Below are 23,716 nucleotides of genomic sequence, written 5' to 3' on the forward strand. Positions count from 1 at the left end.
GGCTAGAGACTGCGCCAGCGAAAACTGGAATCCGAAAGGAAGCTCAAGTACATATTTTCACCTGTGGAATGCGGGGAAGAGCTTGGGGACTTGCCCTCAATAGAGGGAGGAATGAACCAAGAAGCCACTCAGTCTTTAGCTGAGTGGTAGTTCACATCCCGTGACATATAATTCTCCTAGTCGGTATATCCCGGAGATTCAATATCCCGGCATATGATATTTCCGGCATGCAAGCTTGAGGGGGGGGGTTAAATGAATTTCATGAAAACACTATTCTTGTTTTTGCTTGTAGCATGTCTGCTCGGCGTTTCAGGCTGCACGGATTCGGAGGATTCCGGACCTGACGTCCCTGAACCGGATTCTCCTGAACCCGATCCCGATGTCCCAACTGTTCCCAAAGCTTCCGGGAGCGCTTCAACTGACACCCGAAATGAAACCGTTAACATCACAAGTGAGGGGCAGACCTATCTTGCTTATACTGCTGTTCCGGCGGCAGAGGGTAAATACCCGGCTGTGGTGCTGATCCATTCCTTTAATGGCTTTGAGCCCGGATACCAGGAGATTGTGGACAGGATGGCAGCAGATGGGTTTGTTGTGGTCGCTCCACAGTGGCAAACCTATTCCCGCTCTCCTCCTGATTCAGAGGTAGAAGCCCTTGTCAGAAACAGCGTAAGTTACCTTGAGGGCAGGGACGATGTTGATCCGGAAAACCTGGGCCTTACCGGTTTTTGTGCGGGCGGCAGGTATACCATGCTTTTCCTGCCCCGGATCGAAGAGTTCAAGTCCGGAGTTGCCTGGTATGGTTTCCCTTACACAGGCGGGTCTGAAACCCAGCCAGACCAGCCGGCCAGCCTGATAGACCAGCTTGATGTACCTATGCTTATCATACACGGTACCCGCGATCAGGCAAGCAATATCTCCGACATCTACCGGTACGCCGGCGAGCTGGACACGGCTGACAAATACTTCGAATTGAAGGTTTACCAGGGTGAACCGCACGGCTTCATGATCGAAGACGGAGAACTTTCTGAAAGCTTCGTTGCACAGGACGCATATGAGGAGATGACAGATTTCTTTAACAGGACGCTGAATTCCGGGACAATGGAAAATTCATCTCAGTGACCTGAGAGCAGTAACCTGAGAGGAAATTATCAATCTCATCAACTCATTTCATTTTTATAAAAATACTAATAATAATAATAATAATAATAATAATTCATTCAATTTTTTTGTATTCCTTAATCATCAGGATAAGCAGCATAAATACGATCTAAATTCTGTTTTGTCTTTTTTCCAGGTGTATACATTAATTATCCATCCATTTATATAATATAATGGGAATATACGGGGTGAAGGCACCATATCGCTAGAATTTCTCTGGCTGGAGTTCTTTCCGATCATGGTTTCCATAACATCATTCATTAAAAATACACCGTTAATAAACACACTATTAATGGTACAGAATAGAAATTCATGGTAGATTTATGGTAAATACAATTTCTCACATTGGAATCGGTTTGCTTCTTGCCTACGCCCTGGGCTTGAAAGGTAAAAAGAGGCTTGGTCTGGTTCTCCTTTCTATAATCCCTGACCTGGACTACTTCAGCTATTCGCTCTTTACGCTCATCAGCGGAAGCGTAAGTCACGAGGCGCGAAACCAGCTTTTCTATCTGCTGGGGCACAGGGAGTTTACGCATTCGGTTTTTTTCGCTTTTCTTGTCGCACTTCTGATCTGGCTCAGAACTAAAGATCGGGCTTTTACATTTGGAGGGTTTCAGGCGCTTTTCCTGCACATCCTCCTGGATTACACTACGATCGCAAAAATGCGCCCCTTCTATCCGTTCAGCACAAACGAGTCCGCCCTTAGAGCCATTTATCCCTTCGACCCCGTGATAAATATCCTTCCTCTGCTGCCTGTCTTCATCGTAGCTGCGGAATATATGAAAAACAGGGGCAAATGGAGTCTTGAAATCAAAGATCGATGGAAAATCAAAAGCACGGGGAGATGGCCTTTCGAAGGCAAGGACAGCTGGAGCATTAAAAACAGAGACATATTGAATAGAAAATTAAGCGGGCTGAAAAAATTAAATGGGCTAAAAGGGTTCCATGGTTTTGTAAACAGGAATGAAGGCAAATTCTATGCCTCTTTTATTATAATCCTCCTTGTCTGGACCACAGTGTTCCCTGTTGCAAAAGTCTTCCTGACAGACCGCATCTCCAGAGCAGAAGGGACCGAGATCAGTTACAACGACACCTACCCGATATCGATTGGCAAATTCCTGGCAGCATATTCGTATGATGATACCCAATATAAACTTCTTGAAGTCAGCTACTGGTCAGGAGTCGAAAAAAGCTTTTACGTCGAGAAGGTTAACGTGAAGGGGGATGTCCCGGACGCCTCCGCCTATGCCGAAAGAGCCGGGAAGCTCTACAGTAATTCAGTGCCTAAGGCGATCGACTATCCTGTTTATTCGATTTCCGAAAAAGATGGGGCTGTAACCGTAATTTTGAGCGATGCCAGAAACCCTTATGTTAAAAAATGGCCTTATTTTGATACGGTTTACAGGTTTGTTTTTGACAGGGAAAGCGGAGAATACGAGGTATATGAGAGCCACTATGGGAGAACCGAAAAAAAGCTTGAAAATAACTATTTCGAGTGATTCCAGGGACGAGATTCCAGGGACGAGATTCCTGGGAATTAAATTTCAGGTAAAAAGATTCCCGAAATAAGACCAGGGGAAGCAAAAACCGTTTCAAGAAAAATGGTGTCATTTCCGATTACTTCTCATCCAAAAAAGTGTAATCGGAAAACATAACTATGCTTAAACAACATAATTATGCTGAATTATACTGAATTATGCTGAATTATACTGAATTATGCTGAATTATGCTGAAAAATAATTTTTCGATTATTATGTCGAAAAATATCTTTCCGATTTATTTCTGAACCTTTTTAAAGTACTTGTCGAGTTCTTCCCAGTCGATTATATTCCAGAATCCTTCTATGAATTTGCCCCTATCATTCTTGTAATCAATGTAGTAGGCATGTTCCCAGACATCCAGGTCCATAATGATCGGAAAATCAGGCACCAGATTTACATTATGCTTTTCTATCTGCATGATCCCAAGCCTTTTGGTGTCATTGCAGAAAGTTAAGGCTGCCCAGCCGGAACCTTCGACACTCGATGCGACCTGGGAAAATTCTTTTTTAAACCTTTCAAAATTTCCGAAATCTTCCTTAATCGCATCAGCTAATTCGCCGACAGGCTCTTTGCTTGCATTGCTTGCAGGAGTCATCTCCCACCAGAAGTAACCGTGAAGGACGTGCCCACCCAGATTGAAAGACAGGGCTTTTGCAGTTGTCTTATAATCAAAATCCGTGCCTTCCTTCCTGGCTTTGTCCATCATTTCCAGAAGGGCGTTAGTATTGTTTACATAACCCTGATGGTGTTTGTCGTGGTGTATTCGCAGTTGTTCTTCGGAAATATAAGGTGCCAGGTCTGCATAACCATATTTCAATGGTGGTAATTTGTACATCTCTTTAGCCATATTATTCTACCCTCTTCACAATCAATTGGTTTCGCAAAATTTGTTCCGGAATCTGAATAGAATCTGAATAGAATCTGAATAGAATCTGAATAGAATCTGAATAGAATCTGAATAGAATCTGAATAGAATCTGAACAGAATCTATACTTTCCAGTCAGGATATTCCATTACAAATCCTGCCTGCTAACCAATTTTCCCCTTAACTATGTTAACAGAAATTTGTTTTTCAAATAAATCCGTCTCAAACTACTCTGCTGTATTAGGTCTTCAAATACATATTAAATCGCCATATGGTAATTTAAATGCAGAACCATATGGCAATTTAAATGCAGAATATAGTTATACATCGCATCTATTATAAAGATAAAAGATACAAACTATGAGATATTTTTGTAGAAATTTATTCCGGATATTCAACAAGATATTTGTGCTTTATCAAAAGTAAAAATGAAAATCAATTCCGGGACAAAACAAATGGTAAACACAGTCTCTCATCTTGGAATCGGCCTTCTGATCGCTCTGGCTCTCGGCTTCAAAGGAAAAAAGCGAGGCATCCTGGCATTTCTGGCAATTCTGCCGGACCTGGACATCATCCCATACATCTTCTTTGCCCTCGTTAGCGACAGCGTAAGCCATGAGACCAGAAATCAGCTCTTTTACCTGCTTGGCCACCGGGAGTTCATGCATTCCATTCTTTTCATCCTGCTTGTCACGCTTTTCATCTGGCTTAAAACAAAAGACCGCAGGTTTACAGCCGCCGGGTTTGCAGCCATTTTTCTCCACAGCTACCTTGATTATGTCACCAGCTGGAAAATGCGCCCCTTCTACCCTTTCAGCACCGAGACGTCCATCATGGGAGCAGTTTACTTCTTCGACCCTCTGGCAAACCTCCTTCCTCTGCTGCCCCTCTTTGTCTTATTTGTCGGGTATATGAAAAGAAAGGGCAGATGGCACGGAAAGTTCAACAGCTTCTGTACCTTTTTCACCGAAAACCGGAGCAAATTCTATAGAACCCTTCTGGTCGTGCTCCTGATCTGGCTTACAGTGCTGCCGGTGGCAAAAATATTCCTTGTAAATTATATTTCCGACGCCGAGGGGACAAAAATCAGCTATCAGGAAACTTACCCTTCCTCGCCCGGAAAGTTCCTTACCGCATATTCCTATAACTCCACCCACTACAAGATTATGGAAGTCAGCTACTGGTCAGGGATCGAAAGAAGCGATTATATCGAAAAAATCAACGTGACCGGCGACGTCCCCGACGCCTCCGCCTACGCCGAAAGAGCCGAAAATCTGTACCTGACAGGTGTCCCTCAGGAAATCGATTATCTTGCCTATAACGTTTCGGAAGAAAACGGATCAGTAACTGTCATGCTTAGCGATGCGAGAAATCCGTATGTCGAATACTGGGCTTATTTCAAAACAGTTTACAGGTTCGTTTTTGATACGGAGAGCGGGGAGTATGTGGCATATGCGAGCATGCAGGGGGAAAAGGAGGAGAAATTGGGGGATAACTGGTTTGGATAAGATCATGATATTCGATGTTATTCCAGATCTTGATTTAGTTTTGGAATCTTTTCTTTTTTCTTTTTTCGCACTTCACCGCCTGCTCCGCAGGCGTATGGCTGCCCTGTTTTTAAGAATCATTGAAACTCAAACCGGCCTGAATTACGAAAAATCTGTAACATTCTACCCTCAGGTACCACGTTATAGAAGATATTTCAAAAATAGTTTGTTTTCTGGAAAACTTAATCTATGTGCACCAACATTTAAAATAATATTGAGGTGTTGTTGTGAATTATTTTACGGTATTTACGGATGTATTGCTGAAACCTTCAGAGTTTTTCAAAAAAATGCCTCGTGAGGATAATTTACTCCATTCTTTGATTTTCAGCGTAATGTTTCTGTTACTTACTGTGTTAACTGGGCATTTTTTTAATAGTATCTATCTAAATAAATATCTTGAAGTTCCTGGCCCTGTCCTTATCACCGAATTTTTGCAAATTTTCTTATTTTATATATTTGTCTCAATAGGATTTATTTTTTCTTTTAAACTTCTGGGAGGCAAAGAAAATTATAGGGATACTTTTAAAATAATTGCTTACTCATACGCTGCATTACCTTTCCAATTTATTCCCTTTTTTCTGATGGGGCCAATAGCCAGTATTTACCGGGTACATATTTGCACTCGAGGCGGCCAGTTTGTTCATAACATAGGCTATTGGAAGTCGTGCCTTATTGTATTGATAGGATCATTCATCCTGCCTCTGCTGCTTCTCTGCATAATAATTTACATTGTATCCGCTCTGTAAAACCGGAAATGTCATGCAATTTGTCACTCCTGCGGAAGCTGTATGATTTTTCTCATAAATTACTGGCCAGAGGGAAATGACCAGAATTCAGATGTCCATTTTTAAACCTCCATTTCCATTTCACCTTCATCTATAAAGACCTATAAAATGTCAGCGAAAGCCTATATCTATTCAAAAAAGCGGATTTAGAGGGTTAGTTACTGAAAATCATAAGCAGAAGAATAGCTTTCAAATACACTCCTCCTTTATATAGCCACAGAGTAATCATAAACAATTCCTGCTAAAAAAAGAAATATATTCTATAGTAAAGATAATTGAAAATTGTATCAACGGATTAGTATTAAGAAGAATTTATTCTAGATATATTATATAATTAGGAGTAATTATATAATTCTAATCATTGACTTTTGAGATCTTGACACCGGGCATCTCAAAATGAAATGAGCAATACTTGAAGAAATACAGGTCGTGGGAGTAGGATTGAATATCATAGGCAACGGCAGACGTGCCTGTTTTGCAGAATTTGATCAATAACTACCTCACTACCACAAAGAAAGACTCCAAAGATAAACAAGCCTCCCTCCCCTCCTGAACGAAAGTCCGCCGCCGGAAACAAATCCCCAAAAATCTTCATTCCGGCAGCAGTTTGAGTGAAGGATTATTTTCCTTCACCCATATTTCATTTTTAGTTTTCTTCTTTCTCTTCTACCTCGTCTTCTTCAACTTCCTCTTTTTCTTCAACGTCTTCGAGTTCTTCGACATCTTCAAGTTCTTCAAAGTCTTCGAGTTCTTCGACGTCTTCGACTTCGTCCTCTGAATCTTCTACTGCCTCGCCTGCTTGTTCTGCTTTTCTGGCTCTGAGGTTTGTCAGTTTCAGCTGTCTTTCGTCTTCGTCTTCGGCTTTGATCCTGGCCATCCCTACGACTTTGTCCCCTGGCTTTATGTTCATTATTCTTACGCCCTGGGTGTTTCTGCCCTGAATGGAGATGCCTTTTGCCGGGATGCGGATGATGATGCCTTCTGCGCTCGTGAACATCAGTTCATCATCTTCAGCCACGGATTCGACGTTGGAGACCGGGCCGTTCCTGAGGTTTGTGACAATTGTAATAACACCTTTTCCACCGCGGCGGTGCGCAGGGTACTGGGAGTATTCCGTCCTTTTGCCAAAGCCTTTTTCGGTTACTGTCAGGAGAGTTGTGGTCTCGTCGACCTTGTCCATGCTGACTACCTCGTCGTCGGGGCCGTCAAGAGTCATGCCGCGGACTCCTCTTGCAGTTCTGCCCATCGGGCGGACGTTTTCCTCGGAGAAGCGGATGGCTTTGCCTTTCTTCGAGACCATCACAATTTCCTGCTTTCCTTCGGTAAGGAGGACTTTCACAAGCTCGTCACCTTCGTCCAGGCTGACTGCAATGATACCGGCTTTCCGTGGGTTCCTGAACTCAGAGAGCGGAGTCTTCTTGATCGTGCCTGCCCTTGTTGCCATAAGGAGGTATCTGTCTTCGGCAAACTCTTTTGCAGGGATCATTGCATTGACCATTTCTCCTTCCTGAAGCTCAAGAAGGTTTACTATGGCTTTGCCTCTCGACTGGCGGGAACCTTCGGGGATCTCGTAGACCTTCTGCCAGTAGAGCCTGCCACGGTTTGTAAAGAAGAGGATATAGTTGTGGGTTGAAGAAATGAAGAGGTTTTCCACAAAGTCTTCTTCCTTCGTTTCCATGCCGATAATCCCTCTGCCTCCACGGCGCTGCATGGTATATGTGTCAAGAGGAATGCGCTTAATGTAGCCACTGCTTGTGATTGTGACCACAACATCTTCTTCCGGGATCAGGTCTTCATCAGTCACATCTTCTGTGTACTGCACAATCTTTGTCCTGCGGGTGTCCCCGTACTTTCCCCTGATCTCAAGGAGTTCAGTCCTGATAATCTCGTACTTGAGCTCATCGCTTTCCAGGATCTTCCTGAGTTCGGCGATCACTTTCACGAGGCTTTCCAGTTCCTCAAGGATTTTCTGGGTCTCAAGCCCTGTCAGGCGCTGCAGGCGCATATCCAGGATAGCCTTTGCCTGGACCTCATCAAGGGCAAAGTTATTTATTAAGCCCTGCTTCGCTTCATCGCCGTTTGCAGAGCCCTTAATCAGGGCAACCACTTCATCTATGTTGTCAAGGGCAATCCTTAACCCTTCAAGGAGATGGGCTCTTTCCTCGCTTTTCCTGAGGTCGTAAAGCGTCCGCTTCTGGATAATTTCCATCCTGTAGTTCAGGTAGATCTCCAGAAGTTGTTTCAGATTTAGTTCTATAGGTTTTCCGTCCACAAGGGCAAGGTTGATTACCCCAAAACTGGTCTCCATCTGGGTGTGCTTGTAGAGCTGGTTTAAGATCACATTGGCATTTGCGCCCCTTGAAAGCTCGACTACAACCCTTATTCCGTCCCTGTCAGACTCGTCCCTCAGGTCGGAAATTCCGACAATTACCTTATCCCTGGCAAGCTGGGCAATGTTTTCAATCAGCCTCGACTTGTTCACCTGGTACGGGAGTTCGGTTACTATAATCTGCTGCCTGTCTTTTTTAAGTTCCTGAATTTCGGCAACTGCCCTGATCTTTATCGGGCCTCTTCCTGTTGTGAATGCAGACCTTATGCCTGCTGTCCCGAGGATATGCGCACCTGTAGGAAAGTCCGGACCCTTTACCACGGTCATCAGTTCCGAAACTGTTGTTTCCGGGTTTTCAATAAGCATCAGGGTCCCATCAATGACTTCTCTTAAGTTGTGGGGCGCCATGTTCGTTGCCATTCCGACGGCAATTCCGGTTGACCCGTTGATAAGGAGGTTTGGAAGCTTTGCAGGGAGGACTTCCGGCTCTTCCAGGGACCCGTCATAGTTAGGCCTGAAGGGCACTGTCTCTTTATCAATGTCAGCCAGCATCTCCTCTGCAATCCTGTCCATACGGACTTCGGTATATCGCATGGCTGCAGCCGAGTCTCCGTCAATGGATCCGAAGTTTCCCTGCCCGTCAATTAAAGGATAACGGAGTGAGAAAGTCTGCACCATCCGCACGATACTGTCATAAACGGCAGTGTCTCCATGCGGGTGGTACTTACCAAGTACGTCTCCCACAATACGCGCAGACTTTTTGTAAGACTTGTCGTGGGTAATCCCTGCCTCTTTCATGGAAAAAAGAATCCTGCGGTGGACAGGCTTTAAGCCGTCACGGGCATCGGGGAGAGCCCTTCCGACGATTACGCTCATGGCATAGTTAATGTAGGAGCGTTTCATCTCGTCTTCGATAAGGATGGATGTGACTCCTGTCCGTTCGGGTTCTTCATCCGGCTCTTCGGGGGCAGGGTCGGCTCCGTTTTCCTGCTCTTCTAATCCGGGTTTTTCATCCGGTTCTCCGGATGTAAGGCTGGATACCTCTTCTTCTACTTCAGGGTCTTCATCCGTTCCTTCCGGAATAAGGCTTGTCTGATAAGATTTTTTCAATTCTGCTTCGGATTTATTTTCGTCTTCACGTTCTGCCATTTTTCGCCACCTCAGATGTCCAGCTCCACAACTTCTTTTGCATGCGTTTCGATGAAGTTTCTGCGCGGCTCAACCTCGTCTCCCATAAGGATACGGAAGATATCGTCAGCGCGGATTGCATCTTCCAGCGTGACCTGCAAAAGAGTCCGGCTCTCAGGGTTCATAGTGGTTTCCCAGAGCTGTTCGGGGTTCATTTCTCCAAGACCTTTGTAACGGTTGATGGCGAGTCCTTTTTCCCCGATTTCCTTTATCTTTTCGTCCAGCTCTTTGTCAGAATACACGTAGTAATCCGCCTTTCCTTTCTTTACACGGTAAAGAGGCGGCTGGGCGATGTACACATACCCGGCATCAATCAGGGGCCGCATATAGCGGAATAACATCGTAAGGAGAAGAGTTCTGATATGCGCTCCGTCTACATCGGCATCGGTCATGATAATGACCTTGTGGTAGCGGGCGTTTTCCAGGGAGAAATCCTCGCTGACCCCAGTCCCTATAGCTGTAACCAGAGAAACAATCTCGTTGTTTTTCAGAATCTTTGCAAGCCTTGATTTCTCTACGTTCAGGATCTTGCCCCTGAGAGGTAGAATTGCCTGGAAACCCCGGTCCCTACCCTGTTTAGCCGAACCACCTGCAGATTCCCCTTCCACGATATAAATCTCACAGGCTGCAGGGTTCTTCTCCGAGCAGTCCGCAAGCTTTCCGGGCAGGGTGCTGACCTCAAGTGCGCTCTTTCTGCGGGTGAGTTCCCTTGCTTTTTTTGCAGCTTCCCTGGCTCTCTGGGCAAGGAGGGCTTTTTCAAGGATGATGTTTGCAACCTTAGGGTTCTCCTCAAAATATTCCGCAAGCCCGTCTGTTACAAGGGAGTCAACTATCCCTTTGACGTCACTGTTTCCAAGCCTTGTCTTGGTCTGCCCCTCGAACTGGGGTTCCATAAGCTTGACGCTGATGATTGCGGTCAGTCCTTCCCTTACATCATCGCCTGTGAGCTTTGCGTCTTCTTTGGAGAGCTTGTTGGCTTTTATATAATCGTTTGCTACCCTTGTAAGGGCTGTCTTGAAACCGATTATATGAGTTCCGCCTTCATGGGTGTTGATATTGTTTGCAAAAGAGTACACGTTTTCAGTGTAGCTGTTCGTATATTGCATCGCAATTTCTACGACCATATCATCTCTTTGCCGTTCGAAATAGATCGGCTTTTCGTGGAGGGACTGCTTTTTCTTGTTCAGGTAATTCACGAATTCCACGATTCCCCCTTCATAAGCGAAAGTCTCTGCCTCCCCTTCCGGGCTTCTTAAATCCCTCAAGCTAATTGTTAGACCCCGATTAAGGAAAGCAAGTTCTCTTAACCTGTTTGAGAGAATATCATATTGGAAATCCGTGGTCTCGAAAATTTTTGAGTCTGGCTTAAAAGTGGTTTTTGTCCCCCGAATGTCTGAAGTCCCTATTTCCTGAACATCAGCCTCCGGCTTTCCACGTATATAACGCTGGAAATACTTCTTTCCATCTCTGCTCACTTCTACTTCCAGCAATTCCGAAAGGGCGTTTACAACAGAAACTCCTACTCCATGCAGTCCCCCGGAAACTTTGTAGGTATTCTTATCAAATTTTCCTCCGGCATGCAGAACGGTCATAACGACTTCAAGGGCCGATTTCTTGTGAAATGGATGGGGGTCGATGGGGATACCTCTTCCATTGTCCAGGACCGTCACGCTTCCGTCGGGATTGATCGTGACATCTACCCTGGTACAGAAACCTGCAAGGGCTTCATCAATACTGTTGTCTACAACTTCATAGACTAGGTGGTGGAGCCCACGGCCATCCGTGCTCCCTATGTACATGCTGGGACGTTTTCGGACAGCTTCCAGGCCTTCGAGTACCTGGATGTGCGAAGCGTCATAAACCTGTTTATCACTCATTTTGGTTTATTCTCCATAAAAATCTGGTAAAATTATTTATTTGAAATCTCATGACATGTTATACATTTTTTAAAACTCGCAGGGGAAAATCTGTTCAAAATAGAACCTTAGAAATCATGTCAATTCACTAAGCCTTCGCTTTTTATCGTGATATTTTTATATTTAATCTTTATGTTTCTACCATAAAACAAATTCAATATGCGCTCATACATTTTAAGTCTTTAGATCAGCCGCATATTTCACCTGATTTTTCTTTCCGGATTCCCTCTGAAGAGACAATTTTTAGCATAATTTTACGTCCAGATATGCCCTTTTCAGACTAATTTTTTAATATGTCTTTGGTTTAAATAAATATTTGCTGTTCCATAAGGAAAAATTTACTTTTCCCGGGTAGTCAGGGCATAACTTGCGGCATTTCAAAAGTCTCAAAAAGTATTTTTGGAACAGAGGTCCGGTTCTTTTTTCCTGAACATATCAGGCACGTAAATGGACTGTGATCCGGCAGAAACAATCCCTTGAATGCATATATTGGTATATATTAATTATTTTATGATGCAAACCACGGGTCTTCCACCGATAAGCGGTTGATACTTTGATCCTCTATTTTGCCGTCGCCGCTCCGATTGTACTTTTATTTCCAGAAACCCACAGGTTCCGGCCAGCGCAAAGTGCGGGACAATGCAAACTGAAAGATGTCATTAAGGTATCCACGTTAATAATATCAACCGATTAACTTCGAACCACCACAATCAACTACCGCTTTTTGAACAGCCGGCCTGCCGTATTTCTGCTGGAGTGTTTTTCAGGTGTGTTTTTCAGACTTCCGCTTTTATCCCATGCCAGCAGTCTTTTCAAGATGAAATAAGCAGGATTCCCGTCACTTCAGTGGCGGGTAGTTGATATCATTCACAGTCTTAGCGATGATTCAGTTCTCTGTTATCCAATCTCCGGCATTATTCAGTCTCCGGTGTTATTCAGTCCTCTTTACTGCTATTCCACCCGATTTCTCTCAAACCATGCCCAGTTCTTTCAGCCGGTTAGGAAGATATACCTCGGTTACGAAATCCAGACCTTTTCCTGCGAAAGCCTGCTGTTCAGCCTTCTTGCCTATATCGAGCTGGAGCTTTATCTGCTCTTTCCAGTAATCAGACTCAAAGCGGGGGTCGGAAAGTTCACTCCGGAGCGCACTTATGTCCTGCTCGGTGAGCTTGTCAGTTGAGAGTTCATACTCCACTATATCCGAAGGCTGGAGCCCCAGGAATTTGGCTGCCGGGGTTGCCATGAATTCCGAAAGGTGAGCGCTTTTTATAGCTCCGTAGGCAACAGATGCGTAGATCCTGTAAGACCAGGGGTCACCGTCAGTAAAAACTGCTACAGGGATCCCCAGTTCCTCGTTCATGCGCTTGATCATCCTGCGGGTTGACCTCGCAGGCTGGCCCTTCAGATGGACAAGAATCGCATTATAAGCCTCGTCAAACCCGTTTTCCATCAGCCGTGCATACATACCACCGGTCTCTATGGCTATAATCATGCTTGCGTCGTGATTCTTAAACTCTATATTTTCCACATTGAAAGGGATCTGGTATCCTCCTTCCCCTACATCCTTCTGGCAGTGGATATTACGCACTCCGCGCTTTGTCTGTTCCGAGATCTCAATCGGCCCGAACATAGTAGCCCCGTCTTCTTCAGGGCGCATGTGGAAATACTCCCTCTGGAGACTGGTCAGGAGTTCCAGGTCTTCGATCAGGCGGTCGCTCTCAGCCTGTTCCTTGAACTTGGCAGCGTCCCAGCCCTCAGATATGTAATAAAGTTCTCGAAGTGTTGAGCCGCGGTTCTGGGCAAGGTGCTCGTTTATGAGAAAATCTGTCGCATAAGTAGTTTTCAGGAGCTGGAATGCCCCTTTTACGGTCTTTGCGCTCCGTTCGCTTTCCCTGTCTCCGTAGACCCAGACTTCACTCTCGTCGGAATATTCTATGTTTGCCTTTGTCCGGCTTGGAAGGCTGACGTTTGGGATAACCTCATCTTCAAACTGGTTGTAGATCTTTTCTGCAAGCCCGAGCAGCCTTTCCTTTGCCAGGGCATCTCCCTGTCTTGTTTTGTCATTTGCTTCTCTTGCCATTTCAAACACCCTTAAAGGCTTTTGCCCCGGTTACCAGTTCTTCTTCAATCCCTTCTACAATCAGTTGAGGAAGCTTTCGGAGTTCTTCTTCGGTTGTAGACTCTATCCTGTAGCTGAGTACTTTTGAAGACCCTGCAGCTGCCGAAATCTCCCATATGTAATCGTAATCATTGCCCATGGTCACAACCTTTGGCTCCGGTTTTGATCCGTTAATTCTGCAGGGAAGCATTTCATGTACCCTGAAAGAATAAGCTGAGGTCCCGAAATTCTTGACCTTTATAGCCACATCTGCAGTCCCGTCTCCGTTGTTTTTAACTTTCCTATGCACAAGCAGGTTTCCCATGATTTTTGCAACAACGGGATTTATGTCAGGGACGTCCTTTTCCAGGATATTTGCAACTTTTGCTGCCATTTTTGGAAGCACCTTTGTAATGATAATTTCCTTTTCCCTGCGTTTCTTGAGGTTGCTCTGCTTGCTCAGGTAATGCTTGAGTTTTCTCGCAACCTCTTTGATTGCAAGGTCCACCTCTTCTTTGATTATAGGGATGTCTGCAATAGCATCCTTTGATTCGGAGGTGAAGGGCACGTTAATGGAAGCGACATGGATCAGGAGGAGGACCGGCCCGGTGGGAATCCCACCTCCTGGCTGGTTTAAGCCGTACTGCTTCCACTTGATGTCTTCTACAGCATGTGTGGTCACACAGCCTCCCTGCTGGTAAAGCAGAGGCACACGGTTTGCAAACCGCATGATACTGATCTTATCTTCTTTCGGGAGATTTCCCCCATACGCAAGCCCGACTTCCACTACAAAGGGATTTCCCGAATATACAGCCGGTTTCCGCGTGCTTGTAGCAATGAAGTCAACGTTTGTTTCTTTCTCAAGCCCCCGATAGATCAGCTCTTCCCCTATTGGGGAAAGACAGTCCGTCGGAGGGGCCATGATCTTTACTTTCTCAAAAGCCTCGATTAGTTTTCTTGCTTCATGGCGCCCCAGGGCATGGGGATCGATTTCGGGGTCAAGTCCCGAAGCCTTGCAGATTTCCTCGGCAGTGAGCAGCCCTATCTTGCAAAAAGAGTAGCGTAGGAAAGGGGCAAGTTTCTGACGCTCCGTGTAATGAAGCATTTTCATAAGAGTGCCCAGTTCGATACCGTCGGGGTGGGGCAGAATTTCTTCTGCGGGATCAGGTATTTTATCCGTAGCTCTTTCAAAGACTTCCTCGTTGCCGTCCGGATCTATAAGAGTTATCCTTGCATGGGGATTTACAATTGCAGTGGCTTTAAGGTATTCATAAATGGACTGCCTTCTTCCTTTTACGTAAGCAGCCTTCATCTCCAGTTCAACCTGGGTCCCATGGGGGCGGAACCAGTCCCTTATCTCATCTATCAGGATATCAGGCTCATTGGTACTGGTATTGATCATGAGCTCGTAATAGTGGGCAGGAGTCGTTGAGCTGGTTTTGGAGAGGATTTTTGTGTGCCTGCCTGCAGTCATCTGGGCATAGAGCACGGCTGCCGAAATTCCTATTCCCTGCTGACCCCTGCTTTGCTTGAGGGCATGGAACCTTGAACCGTAGAGAAGCTTTGCAAAAACTTTGGGGATCTGTTCTCTTATAATTCCCGGCCCGTTGTCTTCAATGATAACGGTTACGTAGTCCTGGCCTGTCCTCTCAACCTGAACAAGGATATCCGGCAGGATCCCGGCTTCCTCACAGGCATCTAGGGAGTTATCCACGGCTTCTTTTACGGTTGTAATAAGGCTTCGAGGTGCTGAATCAAAACCCAGAATCTGCCTGTTCTTTTCAAAAAATTCTGCTACACTTATGGATTTTTGTTTTTTGGCGAGTTCTTCTGCAATGGGGGTTTCCATGGACTTTTACCTCAGGCTGAAAAATTGATCTGATGCTTAAAATAAATCTGGTTTTTAAATCAAATCCGGTGTTTAAATCAAATCCGGTGTTTAAATCAAATCCGGTGCTAAAAGGATATTATGTTATTTTTATCCGGAGAGGTTTTAATACATTTTTCAAGATGAACTAAGCAGGATTCCCGTCACTTCCGTGATGGGTAGTTGACAGCAAGAGAATCTGTCATAAAGCAGGAGTTCTTACTTAGCAGGAGTTCTTACTTAATAAAAGTGCAAGGTAATAAATATTAGCGCCTGCAAAAAAAGATAACGACTCTTCAGGCTCGTTTCTGCCGGAGTCTCATGCTTTCAGGCGCCGGGTTACTCAAAGTTCCGCACCGACAATTGTCTGGGTCGCGGTTACAGTTTCGCTTTCCCTTATTCTGTCTACCACGGTATTGAGGATGCTCAGGTCTTTAACGTCTATAATCACGACAAAGTCGTACTCTCCGAAAACATGGTAGACGTCCTTGATTCCCTCTATATTCTTCAATTCCCTGTATGCTGCCTTTTCATATCCTGGCAGCACGTTTATCATTGTAACTCCTATAACCAAAGTATAAAACCTATCCTTTTTAGTTTCATTACAATTTAAAGTCTTCAGGATAATATTTAACATAGGTCAGATTAAATAAAACCCTATTGCTTTCTCAGAAGATTTTAAAAAGAACAAACGAATATACCATTGGCCCAGTAACACGATTTTAAGGATTAAAGAGTACAAAAATAACAAGCCAGCAAAAAGAAACATATGCCTATTAATACCAAGAAGATAATTATATCATTGTTAACATATAGGGTTCTGGGCTAAAATTACCAGTAATTCCTGCAAGTGCCTAACACAAGAACCACAAATGGAGTCAAGGAAACCTTGATTCCCTAAATCTTACAAAATATATATTTTGGCAAACGGGGTGAGCCTTTCATTTCACAGTTTCTACCTTATTACTTACTTGCCCCAAACTTCTTAAGATAAACAGACAGCAAGCAGGTTTTCAAGTTTTTTTCCTTCTTGCAGGGTCATAAATCACTCAGTATTGGCTGCTATGCTCCAGTGCAGAAGCTTAAGAAAGTATTAAGATGCTGTTAATTATTCTTTTTTTGGAAGGTCGTTGATATACTTCATCACATCATCTATTAGCTTAATTTTTACTTCATACTTACGTGGAATTTCTTTGGCTTCATAGAAGTTTACGGTAATACCTTCATCCAAGTAATTCATCTTAACGGTTTCATAAACTAATTTAGCGTTTTCGTGATTGATCTTCATACCGAAAACAATGCCTTCCAAATCTTCTTTTTGGTATTTCACCAAGCCGCTTTTAAACTCATTTTCAGAAAGTAGCCCTTTAAGTACATCATCACTGCTTATTATTATTCGGTATTCTTCTTCATAAGTCCAATCTTCAAATTTATTCAGAAGAAATTGGTTTACTCTTGCGTTAATATTTTCATCCAACAAATTCACTTGAGTAGAAACCTCCTTCTCATAAGTTACCATCAAAAATGGACTTTCATAATCATCGCTATCTTTGTTGTTCCCATATCTCATAGACCTGAAGCGAAGGCAAATACCTTGGTGATTGCCAGCATAATGACTCCACATCAGAATACTTTCACCCGTTCCACTAAAACAGCAAACTATTGGCAAATCTTCCTGATTAAAATGTCCATGAAATTCAAACCCTTTTTGTTCCAGACGTTTTCTATATTTTACATTTTCCAAGTCAAAATAAATAAGATCTCCATTTTTTTCAAAATATTCATTTTCACAGAAAGAGTCAATTAAGCTTTTTGCTACTTTACAATCTAACCCATACTGCCGACTATAAAAATCAATATATTGTTCTTCTATACCCTGAAAACACCAATATATTCTGGAATCAAAAGGATCATTAAATTTAGTTGGATTACTGAAATATAATTGATATTGAGATAAGTTCTCTATGTTATAATTCCTATTTTTACCTTCTTTATCCGTTTTCTCTTCGAGATTTTGATACTTATAAAACAGTTTTTTACCGGTCATTTGAATCACTAACAAGTGAGATATTCTTTGATTTAACCATTTTGTACTGACCTGCTTCTTATCTGTTAAACTGCGTAAGCCTTCAGAATGATCTTGCCAATAACCCTATCGGACTGCGTTAGCGTATTTTGAGTAACTTTGAAGCCCGCTGGCTGAGTTTTCTGGCTTGCCCTTATAAGACTCTAAAAGTAGTAGATGAGATATTGTGAGATTGGAAGGAATGCTGGATGCTTTGGCAAAGGCATATAATTGTTTACCAATTTCTTTTTTTGTCTTGCCATCTAGCATATAAAATAAGTAAACCAATTAGTAAAAGTATAAAAAATAGATAAGCTAGTGGTATGCCAAAATACTCTATAAATGTATTTACCAATCCATCAATTACACTTTCCTCAGTCATATTATGATATATCACAGATTACTATAAAAAGATTAATACAATGTATGTTTTTCTAGATTCATGCATAATTATCCTTTCCTAACATATTGAAGCAAGCCAAAAGTGTGCAAAGTTTTGAAATTTGGCTTGATTTTAGAAGCTGGATGCTCCCTTTTCGAAAGTTACCCATTATTTTAATAATATCAGCGTATAATACAATCGCATGCCCTCCGAGTCGCACAGGGAAGAGGATATATTCGAATCCCAGTATATCGATATGTAACTCAGCGAATATGCGAGCATTTCCTCAATTGTACGCGAGGCGCTTCTCTTTGAGCTTCTTGCGACTGTGAAAGGAGTTGTTGCAGGAATAATTCTTTCAGGAATTAGGCAGACTAAGCTTTCAAATAAACCTCAGTCTCGAAGTCTGGAATAGAGTTATTTTTGCTAGATTCGTTTTCATCTGAGCTACTACCATAACCAGATTCAGAATTCTTTTTTGAATTATTGAGTTTGACTGCATTTTTTTTAAAAGTCAAATTCTGCAAGTAAAATATTAGGATTAATTAGGGTGTAACAGGTAATAAATCAGGAAGCCGTCTCTGAAAACAGGCGACGTTTCATATTAATAGTACGTCCCTTCTCCTGTAAAAAGTTGACCATTTACTGTTGTCCATCCAGCCTGAGGTCCGGACAACTTAATTTCCATGTTTTCCCAATAACTGTTATACAGCCATCCTCCGATCCACCATCCATTACGTCCGTTCAGGTAGATGGAAATGCTGACGTTTGCATCCGAGGATGTATCATAGTAGGCATACATCTTGCTTTCATAATCAAATTTATCAGATGCCGGTGGATAAGGTCTTCTGGTGACATTATGCGTAAGGTTGTACTTGGGCATAAGAACCATTTCATTGCCCAGCGGGTTCATTGTATCTATTGTCTGGTTAGTGAATAAGGTCATGCTAAACATGTTTGGAGACAGAATCTTCTTTGAATCTTTACTTCGGGTAGTGTATTTTGGCTCTATTTTCTCATTTTTTATAGAAAGCATTAATCCGTGCTCCGTATCTACCAGGGAATATTTCCATGAAGGATCATAGTCATTGAAGTGATGCTCTACAATATCTGTGCCTACGGATGATGTGTTGTTTATCACCGGGAGCGGAAGGTAAAGAGTAACATTGCTCAGGGTCGAGTCTGTAGTTAACTCGATATAGTAATCATAACTGCTAATGTGATTCCTATCATACATTCTCTGCTTCTGGTCTTGCCACCAGAAAGACAGCAACACTGCAGAAATGATTATTAGTAGTACAATTATTTTGTAACGAGTCCTCATATTTTGTCACCTATCCACTCCTGGGAAGGATCTAAATTAACCACAAATTTGACAACTTACTGAACCACGGAAATAAAGAAAAAGATACCTTTTCAAAGGCATCTTCATAAATATAAACTCTAATTCAGATTATGTCAATCTTTACATGACATAATCATACAATCCATGGTTATACTTTGCGGTTTTTTGGACACATAGAAGAGTATAGTACTGTACGTAGAAATATGAATCGAACGTGTTAGGATAATTATTCACCTTATCCCAAATAAAGTCATAATACTGAGCACTATAATCAGCGTTATCTTTAACTGCCTGTTCTGGATCCGTCACAGTAATAGATTGAGTATTGCTACTGACATAGCTACGAAAATTAACCCCTGAATTCCAATTATTGTAGATATAATTCTCATACAAATCATGGTTATTACTGGTGAACAGATTCGCAACGAAATTCCCAACCTGATCAACTGCTCCAGCTGAATGGAACGGATTGCCAGCATCCGACAAATAGTGACTGGCAATTCCAAAGTCGTGATGTGCGTCCGCCATACGTCCATTATCAGCCCAGATTTGCGCACCACCTGCATAAGCATCACAACACCCTGGTGCACCCCCTACATGCCAATCAGCATCCCAGTAATGATTATAGTACCGATATCCCGGAAGCTCAAAGCCAGAAGCATCCGGGTCATCAGCTGCATCTTTAGCATCATTTCTATAAGTAGACCCATCACAAGCATAGTAAGCAAAATCTTGATGAGAATTTGCATACCACTTTACGCCAATATCCTCACCTTTATAATTCTTTAAACCCTCTTTCTCGATCATTGGACCCAACTCACTCATGAAAGCATAGTCATCCTCCGTGATATTATCTGGATACCTATCCCATATGTCTTGCAGTCCAGCTTTATACCTCTCTTTTTCCTTTTCAGAAACATCGAAGTTATCAATATATTCCATTTTAATGGCTTGACTTTCAGGATCTGTAGCAGCAAAAGCAAGTCCCCTATACGGCATACGTTTCACTACATCCGGTAAAGAAGCCTGTAGCTCCAAGTAATCTGCAACTTCCTTCATTCCTTCTTCACCGAGCTCCGCTTCCAGAGCCTCAATCTTTAACTGAGCAGCATCTTTAGTAAGGTCGGTTTGCTGTTCTTCAGTGGAAGCCATTGCTGATGGTATTAACGCCATACCAACCAGCATTGCTAAAAGAAGTATTCCTATTCCAAATTTTTTCTTAATCATTTATTTCACTCCTGGTTATTTTTTACCCAAGAGACAGGATCAAGCAAGCTTTAAATAAACGCAAAGCTAAAATGATTATGTTTCTTAGGGTGTATTTCATGGAGTTCGGGTTATCTGGAAAATACTTTTGAACTCCATGAATTCCTCTTAGTTATCTCCTTATAAGTTTTCTGACCATTCTCTCTAACTATCCGTTTTTCATACTCATTTAGAGTCTGCAATTTTCCCCCGAACGTTGATTGTTAAAGACCGTGGTCAGAAACTATATATCTGAGCATCCCTCTATTCGCATTCAGGCAATTATATAATAAAGAGAATAGCATGACATGGGTTCATCCTTTCTTCATTCCTATGAGCCTGTAAATAAATCCACTTTATACAGTTCACAGGGCTGGCTCAAAAACAGTCCGGACTTCGCTACATCAAAACATTTTCTCTTTGTCAGTTCAGAAATTTTCCCCTGAACTACGTTCGGTATTTTACAAAGTAACGGCAAAAACGACAACAACTTCAAAATTTGGTAAAATATAAGGTTGGGACTTATCCGACCTTATTCTTCGTAATGTCGGGTAAATTGCCACCTTCAATAACTAAGATTGAATTTTTTTCTATTATTTTGTACAGACTTGAAATAGAAAAATTATATACATACTCACTTTTCGAAAGTTCCCTATTATTTTAATAATATCAGCGTATTATACAACCGCATGCCTCCCGAGTCGCACAGGGATGAGGACATCTTCGAATCCCAGTTTAGAGACAAGTATCTCAGCGAGTACGCGAGTGTCTCTTCAATAGTACGTGAGGCGCTGCCTTTTGAACTTATGGCGACTGTAGGAGGGGTTATCGCAGGGGTCATTTTTTCAGGAATGACCAGCGAACTTGAAATGATTCCCGGATTAATTGTTATTTATCCTGGCGTGCTCGGGCTGCGCGGGAATATTTCCTCAACCCTTGGTTCCAGGTTAGGCAGTGCGATCCATATGGGGCTGATCACTGACATAGACAGGAACAACCCTGAGCTGACAAATAATATTTCAGGTTCTCTTCTTCTTGGTTTTTTTATGGCGATCTTGCTCGGATTTTTAGGGCATTTTGTCACCCTTGCCCTGGGTTTTGAAAGTGCGGGAGCTTTCAAACTTATCCTTATCTGTGTGATTTCTGCCCTTACTTCCGGAGTAATCCTCTCTTTTGTTGCTGTCCTGCTTGCCATAGGTATGTTCAGGTTCGGGTTCGATCCCGATAATGTTGTTACGCCTTCAATTGCAACTATCGGGGATATCGTTTCCATGTTCATGCTTTTTCTCTCAGCAAAACTGGTGGTGATGCTTTGAGAAAAACCGGGAGGCAGACCAGCTATTACACTGTAAGAGGCATTATCCAGCGAGGGCTTCCCGTTCTTTCGGTCACCTGCGTAATAGGAATCATTGTCGGGCAGATACTTAACACCAGAGAAAACAGCCTGCTTTCCATGCCTGCAATCCTGATCCTTATTCCTTCCCTTATCAAGATCGGGGGCGATACGGGCAGTATGCTGGGTGCCAGACTCTCATCGGCTTTCCACATGGGACTTGGGGACCGGATTTACAGGAACCCTGTGGTCCATAACAGCGTTATTGCAGCGTCAATTGTGGGCTTTGTTTCTTCAATTTCTGTCAGTGTGCTGGTTTTCTTTGCAAGCAAATTTATGGGGTTTGGGATGCCTTTCATTACCCTGCTGGAAATCAGCCTTATTGCAGTTGTTATAGAACTTATAGTTGTATACTCTGCAACGGTTGCCATTGCTTTTGCTTCTCACCGCTTCGGGATAGATCCTGATGATACTGTTATCCCTTTAATAGCAAGTCTTGGAGACCTCGTAGGGGTTATGGGGATCTTCATAGCCCTGCATTTGCTGGAAATTATATAAATGGGATGCGACTTAATATTATTACTTTTATCCAGAATATTTTTATTTAATCTATTAAGCCTTCCAATTCAGAATAATTCGAAAATTAATAATTACTATGAGGTATATACTCATACACACCAACAATAAGGTAGAGTTGATACATAGACCATGTTCCCTAAAGAATTCAGATACAGTCCAAGGAATCTTATAGACCTTTTGACTGAGATGAAGGATACTTCCGAACTCATGGTAGACCTTGCGTATTCTGCAATGGTCTATGATGATGAGGACATCGCAGAAGAGGTGCTTAACCTTGAAGATAAAATGGATACCCTCGACTATAATATGAAGATGGCTGCAATGTTAAGCACGCGCAGGGTTGATGAAGCTGAAGAACTCCTGGGAGTTCTGAAGGTTGCTGCATCCTCGGAAAATATAGCAAACGCTGCAGGCGACATTGCCAAAATCGTTCTCATGAACATGGGCATTCCTATGGAGCTAAAGGTAGCCCTCAGGGAAGCAGAAGAAACCATTGTCAGGGCAACCGTTGCTGCAGAATCTGTAATGACCGGGCGCACTCTTGGTGACCTCGAGCTTGATATCGAGACCGGGATGTGGGTAATTGCGATCCGCAGAAGCGAGGACTGGATTTACGATCCTGATAAGGAAACCCGACTCCGCCAGGGAGATGTGCTGATCGCCAGGGGGCATGATGAAGGTGTCCCTCTTTTCTTTCAAATGGTGACGACAAGGAAGTTTATTCCGAGAGAAATCGAGCACGATAAGGTCTTAAAGGACCTCGAACATGCCGTGGACATAATCGTGGACATGAAAAACATGTCTGAACTCTCGGTAGGGCTTGCGTACTCTGCTATCCTCTTCGATAACGAAGATATCGCATATGAGGTCAGCGCCCTTGAGTCCGAAATGGATTCCATGAAGTACGAACTTCAGCACTGGGTGCTTGAAACTGCAAAACACGTTGAAGATGTAAACATGCTCAGGGGAATCCTGCACCTTGCCAGCGCCTCGGAAGCAATTTCGGATGCTGCCTACGGGATTGCAGATACTGTCCTCAGGGATATTGAGCTCCACCCGATCATAACCCTTGCAGTCAGGAACTCCGAAGAGGTAATCACACGGCTCCAGGTCGAAAAATGCTCTCCAATAGTTGGCAAGACCTTCTCGGAACTGAGACTCGAAACCGAAACCGGGCTGCATGTAATGGCAATTAAGAGAGCGGAACGCTGGGTCTATGCTCCCAAAGGCAATACTGTTGTTCAGGCAGGAGATACGCTTATTGCCCGCGGTTCAAGAATCGGAGAAGTGGCGCTCATAGAGATGTGCGAGTGCAAGTTACGCCAGTAACATCCGAGTTTCGCCGCCCGAATTGCGCCTCGCCCGAATTGCGATTCGTCCGAGTTGTGATTCGGGATCTCAGGAAATCGGATATTTTCTGGGAGTTGCGATGTAATCGCAACAGCCCACGGTCCTTTTCGCTGTGTTCAA

Annotated in this window: 17 protein-coding genes; 8 read left to right on the top strand and 9 right to left on the bottom strand. The window is 43.2% G+C overall.

Annotated features, from left to right (window positions below):
• The first annotated feature begins 252 nt into the window (after positions 1-252).
• Both EO92_RS02740 and EO92_RS02745 read left to right on the top strand, forming a co-directional pair.
• Positions 253-1,122, top strand: coding sequence for a dienelactone hydrolase family protein (locus EO92_RS02740; RefSeq protein ID WP_048169101.1), 870 nt, complete (start codon positions 253-255; stop codon positions 1,120-1,122).
• A 362-nt stretch (positions 1,123-1,484) separates the two neighbouring features.
• The gene (locus EO92_RS02745; protein WP_048169103.1) at positions 1,485-2,660 is read left to right on the top strand and encodes a metal-dependent hydrolase; all 1,176 of its coding nucleotides are present in this window, start codon (positions 1,485-1,487) and stop codon (positions 2,658-2,660) included.
• Positions 2,661-2,937: 277 nt separating this feature from the next.
• Here EO92_RS02745 and EO92_RS02750 read toward each other — a convergent pair whose 3' ends face one another.
• Entirely contained in the window at positions 2,938-3,549 is a 612-nt protein-coding gene (locus tag EO92_RS02750; RefSeq protein WP_048169104.1) for a superoxide dismutase, read from the bottom strand.
• A gap of 473 nt (positions 3,550-4,022) precedes the next feature.
• On the opposite strand from EO92_RS02750, the gene EO92_RS02755 reads away from it, so the two are divergent.
• Genes EO92_RS02755 through EO92_RS18920 form a run of 3 tightly spaced genes read left to right on the top strand, consistent with a single transcriptional unit; the run spans position 4,023 to position 5,860 of the window.
• On the top strand, positions 4,023-5,075 hold the full coding sequence (locus EO92_RS02755) for a metal-dependent hydrolase (protein WP_048169106.1): 1,053 nt from the start codon (positions 4,023-4,025) through the stop codon (positions 5,073-5,075).
• Positions 5,068-5,412 carry a hypothetical protein gene (locus EO92_RS02760; RefSeq protein ID WP_048169108.1) on the top strand — a complete coding sequence of 115 codons (345 nt, stop codon included), beginning with the start codon at positions 5,068-5,070 and terminating at the stop codon, positions 5,410-5,412. The genes EO92_RS02755 and EO92_RS02760 overlap by 8 nt, the downstream gene beginning before the upstream one ends.
• Positions 5,402-5,860, top strand: a complete 459-nt coding sequence (locus EO92_RS18920) for a YIP1 family protein (protein ID WP_048169109.1) — start codon at positions 5,402-5,404, stop codon at positions 5,858-5,860. The genes EO92_RS02760 and EO92_RS18920 overlap by 11 nt, the downstream gene beginning before the upstream one ends.
• Before the next feature lie 685 nt (positions 5,861-6,545).
• On the opposite strand, the gene gyrA is transcribed toward EO92_RS18920, so the two are convergent.
• From gyrA to EO92_RS02805, 8 genes are all read right to left on the bottom strand, one after another.
• Positions 6,546-9,377 (bottom strand): DNA gyrase subunit A, encoded by a 2,832-nt coding sequence (gyrA, locus tag EO92_RS02770; protein ID WP_048169110.1) that lies wholly within the window; start codon positions 9,375-9,377, stop codon positions 6,546-6,548.
• Between the two features lie 11 nt (positions 9,378-9,388).
• Positions 9,389-11,293, bottom strand: a complete 1,905-nt coding sequence (gyrB, locus tag EO92_RS02775; RefSeq protein WP_048169112.1) for a DNA topoisomerase (ATP-hydrolyzing) subunit B — start codon at positions 11,291-11,293, stop codon at positions 9,389-9,391.
• Between the two features lie 1,009 nt (positions 11,294-12,302).
• Positions 12,303-13,412, bottom strand: a complete 1,110-nt coding sequence (locus tag EO92_RS02780) for a DNA topoisomerase IV subunit A (RefSeq protein WP_048169114.1) — start codon at positions 13,410-13,412, stop codon at positions 12,303-12,305.
• A gap of 1 nt (position 13,413) precedes the next feature.
• Positions 13,414-15,279 carry a DNA topoisomerase VI subunit B gene (locus tag EO92_RS02785; RefSeq protein WP_048169117.1) on the bottom strand — a complete coding sequence of 622 codons (1,866 nt, stop codon included), beginning with the start codon at positions 15,277-15,279 and terminating at the stop codon, positions 13,414-13,416.
• Between the two features lie 361 nt (positions 15,280-15,640).
• Positions 15,641-15,853, bottom strand: coding sequence for an Lrp/AsnC ligand binding domain-containing protein (locus EO92_RS02790; protein ID WP_082105926.1), 213 nt, complete (start codon positions 15,851-15,853; stop codon positions 15,641-15,643).
• Positions 15,854-16,405: 552 nt separating this feature from the next.
• A complete protein-coding gene (locus tag EO92_RS02795; protein ID WP_156165708.1) occupies positions 16,406-17,344 on the bottom strand; it encodes a DUF2971 domain-containing protein in 939 nt (312 codons plus the stop codon).
• Positions 17,345-18,348: 1,004 nt separating this feature from the next.
• Positions 18,349-19,068, bottom strand: coding sequence for a hypothetical protein (locus EO92_RS02800; RefSeq protein ID WP_235283142.1), 720 nt, complete (start codon positions 19,066-19,068; stop codon positions 18,349-18,351).
• A gap of 141 nt (positions 19,069-19,209) precedes the next feature.
• Complete coding sequence (locus EO92_RS02805) at positions 19,210-20,316, bottom strand: hypothetical protein (RefSeq protein WP_048169120.1); 1,107 nt, start codon at positions 20,314-20,316, stop codon at positions 19,210-19,212.
• A 707-nt stretch (positions 20,317-21,023) separates the two neighbouring features.
• On the opposite strand from EO92_RS02805, the gene EO92_RS02810 reads away from it, so the two are divergent.
• The 3 genes from EO92_RS02810 to EO92_RS02820 all read left to right on the top strand — a co-directional run bounded on the left by EO92_RS02810 (position 21,024) and on the right by EO92_RS02820 (position 23,575).
• Positions 21,024-21,650, top strand: a complete 627-nt coding sequence (locus tag EO92_RS02810; RefSeq protein WP_048132576.1) for a magnesium transporter — start codon at positions 21,024-21,026, stop codon at positions 21,648-21,650.
• Complete coding sequence (locus EO92_RS02815; RefSeq protein WP_200896727.1) at positions 21,647-22,225, top strand: magnesium transporter; 579 nt, start codon at positions 21,647-21,649, stop codon at positions 22,223-22,225. Before EO92_RS02810 ends, EO92_RS02815 begins: the two co-directional genes overlap by 4 nt.
• Positions 22,226-22,375: 150 nt before the next feature.
• Complete coding sequence (locus EO92_RS02820; protein ID WP_048169122.1) at positions 22,376-23,575, top strand: potassium channel family protein; 1,200 nt, start codon at positions 22,376-22,378, stop codon at positions 23,573-23,575.
• The last annotated feature ends 141 nt before the right edge of the window (positions 23,576-23,716 follow it).

Source organism: Methanosarcina sp. 2.H.A.1B.4, assembly GCF_000979385.1.
GTDB lineage: Archaea > Halobacteriota > Methanosarcinia > Methanosarcinales > Methanosarcinaceae > Methanosarcina.